The organism is Streptomyces aurantiacus, assembly GCF_001418335.1.
In the GTDB taxonomy this organism is placed as follows: domain Bacteria; phylum Actinomycetota; class Actinomycetes; order Streptomycetales; family Streptomycetaceae; genus Streptomyces; species Streptomyces aurantiacus.
In genome coordinates, this window is record NZ_LIPP01000517.1 from 1 (window position 1) to 3,994 (window position 3,994).

Annotated in this window: 3 protein-coding genes; all 3 read right to left on the reverse strand. The window is 71.1% G+C overall.

All coding sequences use genetic code 11. From position 1 onward, the window contains the following. Positions 1 to 59: 59 nt before the first annotated feature. The 3 genes from AOK01_RS39795 to AOK01_RS39805 all read right to left on the reverse strand — a co-directional run bounded on the left by AOK01_RS39795 (position 60) and on the right by AOK01_RS39805 (position 3,993). A complete protein-coding gene (locus tag AOK01_RS39795) occupies positions 60 to 1,139 on the reverse strand; it encodes a BMP family lipoprotein (RefSeq protein ID WP_055520488.1) in 1,080 nt (359 codons plus the stop codon). Between the two features lie 215 nt (positions 1,140 to 1,354). Next, positions 1,355 to 2,575, reverse strand: coding sequence for an amidohydrolase (locus AOK01_RS39800; protein WP_055520490.1), 1,221 nt, complete (start codon positions 2,573 to 2,575; stop codon positions 1,355 to 1,357). Positions 2,576 to 2,889: 314 nt separating this feature from the next. Beyond that, a complete protein-coding gene (locus tag AOK01_RS39805) occupies positions 2,890 to 3,993 on the reverse strand; it encodes a hypothetical protein (protein ID WP_245702620.1) in 1,104 nt (367 codons plus the stop codon). Position 3,994: the final 1 nt, after the last annotated feature.

A 3,994-nucleotide genomic window follows, 5' to 3' on the forward strand; every position in this document is an offset into this window, starting at 1 on the left:
GCCCCCACCCACCCGCACCCAACAAACCGCCGGAGGCACCCGCAGGGGCCGGCAAGGAGTTACTCGGTCTTGACCGTTACCTTGCCGCTGATGATGTCCTCCTTCGCCTTGTCGACCGCCGCGACGACCTCCGTCATCGCCTGGTACTTCGGGTTGGAGTCCGAGAAGCCCACCCCGCCGGTCTTCAGGTCACCGCGGTGCTCGCCGGAGAGCGGCTTGCCGTCGACGACGGACTTGGTCACCTCGTAGACGGCGCCGCCGACATCCTTGAGCGCGGAGCCCAGGATCCAGTCCTTCGACGCGGCGAGGGCCTTCTGCTTGTACTGGTCCGAGTCCACCCCGATCGCCCAGACCTTCTTGGCCGCGGCCTCCTGGATGACGCCCTGGCCCGACAGGCCGGCCGCGTGGTAGATCACGTCGGCGCCGGCCTCGACCTGACCGCCGGCGGCCTCCTTGCCCATGCTCGGGTTGGAGAACCCGCCGTCCTCGGGCTTCTCGGTGAGGTACCGCTTCTCGATCTTGATCTTCGGGTCGACCGACGCGACGCCCTGGACGAAGCCCGCCTCGAACTTGTGGATCAGCGGGATGTCCACCCCGCCGATGAAGCCGACGTGGTCCTTCTTGCTGGCCTTGGCGGCGGCGACCCCGGCGAGGTAGGAGGCCTGCTCCTCGGCGAACACCATGTCGGCGACGTTCTTCGCCTGCACCTGGGCGTCGTCGATGACCGCGAAGGTGATCTTCGGGTACTTGGCGGCGACTTCCTTCACCGCGGGGGCGTAGATGAAGCCGACCCCGACGATGGGGTTGTAGCCGGCCTTCGCCATCTGGGTCAGGCGCTGCACCTTGTCGGCGTCCGACTCGCCGTCGCTCGGCTCGATGTCGTTGCCGCCGATCTTGAATTCCTTGCGGGCCTTGTCGAACCCGGCGAAGGCGGCGTCGTTGAAGGACTGGTCGCCCTTGCCGCCGATGTCATAGGCGAGGCCGATGCCCTTGCCCTGGTAGCCGGAGCCCGAGCCGGACTCGGTGTCGCTGCCCGACGACTCGTCGCTGGTCTCGCCGCAACCGGCGGCCGTGAGGACGACGACCGCGACGGCGACAGCGGCTTGGGAAAGCCTGGTTCTCCGAGAGATCCGACGCATGAGAGAGCACCCCTTATATTCCCCGACGGCGCCGCTGACGACGCTGACTGCGGCGCACAGTAACGCGCGTAGACGGGGAGGGGAACGGGGTTCATCACTGCCGTTATCGATTCGTGCCGACGGCTGGTTACGAACGCCCGCGGCCGGTTACGTACGAGTGACACAAGCGGACGAAGGGGTACCGATCAGGCGCCCCTTCGTCCATGAGTACCGTGTCAGCCCTGCGCGTCCAGGAGAGCGGCGGCGGTGAAGAGTTCGACGCCCACCGTGATGGCCGACTCGTCGGCGTCGAAGTCCCCCTGGTGGAGGTCCCGCACGGTCCGCTCGCCCGGCGTCCGCACCCCGAGGCGGGCCATGGCGCCGGGCACCTGCTCCAGGTACCAGGAGAAGTCCTCCCCGCCCAGGCTCTGCTCGGTGTCCTCCACGGAGTGGGCCCCGAGCCGGGCGGTCATCGCGGCGCGCAGCAGATCGGTCATGTCCGGATCGTTGACGACCGGCGGCACCCCGCGTACGTACTCGATCACGGACTTGGCCCGGTGGAGCGTGGCGACCTCGTCGATGGCTGCGTGCACCAGGTCGGGCGCGGCCCGCCAGGCCGCGAGGTCCAGGCACCGCACGGTCCCGGAGAGTTCGGCGTGCTGCGGGATCACGTTGCAGGCGTGGCCCGACTCGATGCGGCCCCAGGTCAGGGCGAGTCCGGAGCGCGCGTCGGCCCGCCGGGCGACGACGGCCGGCACGTCGACGGCGACCCGGGCGGCGGCGGTGACGAGATCGGTGGTGAGGTGCGGTCGCGCGGTGTGCCCGCCGGGCCCGTCGAGGGAGACCTCGACCCGGTCGCAGGCGGATGTGATGGGCCCGTACCGGAGGCCGATGCGCCCGGCGTCGACCCGGGGGTCGCAGTGGACCGCGACGATGCGTCCGACTCCGTCGAGGCCGCCGCGCTTGATGACGTCGGGGGCGCCGCCGGGGAGCACCTCCTCCGCGGGCTGGAAGATCAGGCGTACGGCCCGGTCGAGCAGGCCCTTCTCATGGAGGTCCGCGAGGACGAGACCGGCGCCCAGCACGACGGTCGTGTGCACGTCGTGCCCGCAGGCGTGGGCCCGGTCGGGCACCGTCGAGCGGTACGCGCACCCGGTCTTCATGTCCGGGATGGGCAGCCCGTCGATGTCCGCGCGCAGGGCGAGCATGGGAAGCGCGGGGTCCGGTACGCCGATGTCACAGACGAGCCCGGTCCCGGTGTCGAGGACGCGGGGCCGCAGGCCTGCCCGCTCCAGCCGCTCCTTGATCGCGGCGGTGGTGCGGAACTCCTGGTTGCCCAGCTCCGGGTGCATGTGCAAGTCACGTCGGAACGCGACGAGTTCGGCGCGCAGCGCCTCGGACAGCGCGCCGGGAAGCGGTGTTTCCCCCGGCGACTCGGCCTCGGACTCTCGGGACATCAGTTGGTTCACCCTCTGAAGGGTAGGGCGACGCGACGGCCAACTGCCCTGAGATCAGCGAAACTTCAACCCGATTGGCAGAAAAACCTGGCCGCGTGGCGCATAGATATTGACTGGCTTGGGTACACTCGCCCGGCTTTCCGGCGCTCTGCATGGCACCGGATCCGCGGATGGGTTCTCTACGCATACCACGCAAACGGGTCCCTGAACGGTTCTGTTCAACTGTCGGACACGGGTCGCGGCGGAGACCGGCGAGGGGGCCGGTGCGGGCCGGCCCGGTCGCTCGCTCACCGTGACCGGCCGGCCGTGCGGGCTCAGGTCGCGGTGACCGTCGGCAGGCGGTGGATGTCGCGTGCGGTGCCCGTGACGCCCGACAGGAAGCCCTGGGCGCGGGGTGAGGCGTTCTCCGTGAGCCAGGCCGGGTCGATGTCGAGGACGGCGACCTTGACGTCCGTACCGGCCAGGGCGAGCGGCAGGGTGTGTACCACTGTCGACGGGAAGCTCAGGATCGTACGGCCGATGGGGCCGCGCCGGGCGATCAGTTCGAGGGGGAGGTCCGGCCGGACGATCTCCAGGCCGGTCTCGACGGCCAGCCGGTGCAGCTTCTCGGGGCTCTCCCTGCGGTGGGCGAAGTAGCGGGTCGCTCCGTAGGTGCCGGCCAGGCGCTGCACGGCTTCCAGGTACCGGTCGGGGTCCACGACTCCCGTCTCCACCAGGGACGTGCCGACCAGGTCGGCGCCCTTCGTGATGCGGGGCGGGCCGAACCGGGCCCGGGTCCAGGCGAAGTCGTTGGCCGTGAGGTCGACGCCCTCGGGTGTCTCGGTGATCGGCATGGCGGAGAAGACCTCGACCCGCCGTCCGGTGCCGGGGGTGAGCCGGCGGCGGGCCCGGGCCGAGACCGGTGCGAAGACCAGGTCCCGGGGCCCGGGGCGGCCGCCGCGCCGGTGCCAGCGCACCAGCCGTTCACCGCGTGCGAGCTGGGAGACGAACTCCATGGTCGCGGTCCCGTCGTCCACGACGACGAGGTCGCGGGCGCGGGTGATGGTCAGCAGCAGCTGTACGTACCGCGAGAAGGGGTCGCCCATCACGATGCGCCGCGCGCGCCGCAGCAGGGGCGCGAGTCCGCCGACCGTGTGGAAGGGCGCGCTCGCGCCGCCCCTCGCCTCCTCCCACCGCACTTCGTAGCCCTCGTCCCGGGCCAGGTCGGCCATGCGCCTGAGCTGTCCCCGGGTCATGGGGTCGGTGGGCGACAGGACGACGAGAGTGAGCCCGGTGCCCTCGTCGCCCGGCCTGGCGTCCTTGGTCCTGCCCGGTTCACCCGACCCGCCGGGCCTGCCGGACCTCCCGAACCTGCCCGTTCCGCCGGTCCTGCCTGCCCCCAGCTCCGGGCCCGGGGGTCCGGAGCTGGGGGCAGGCAGG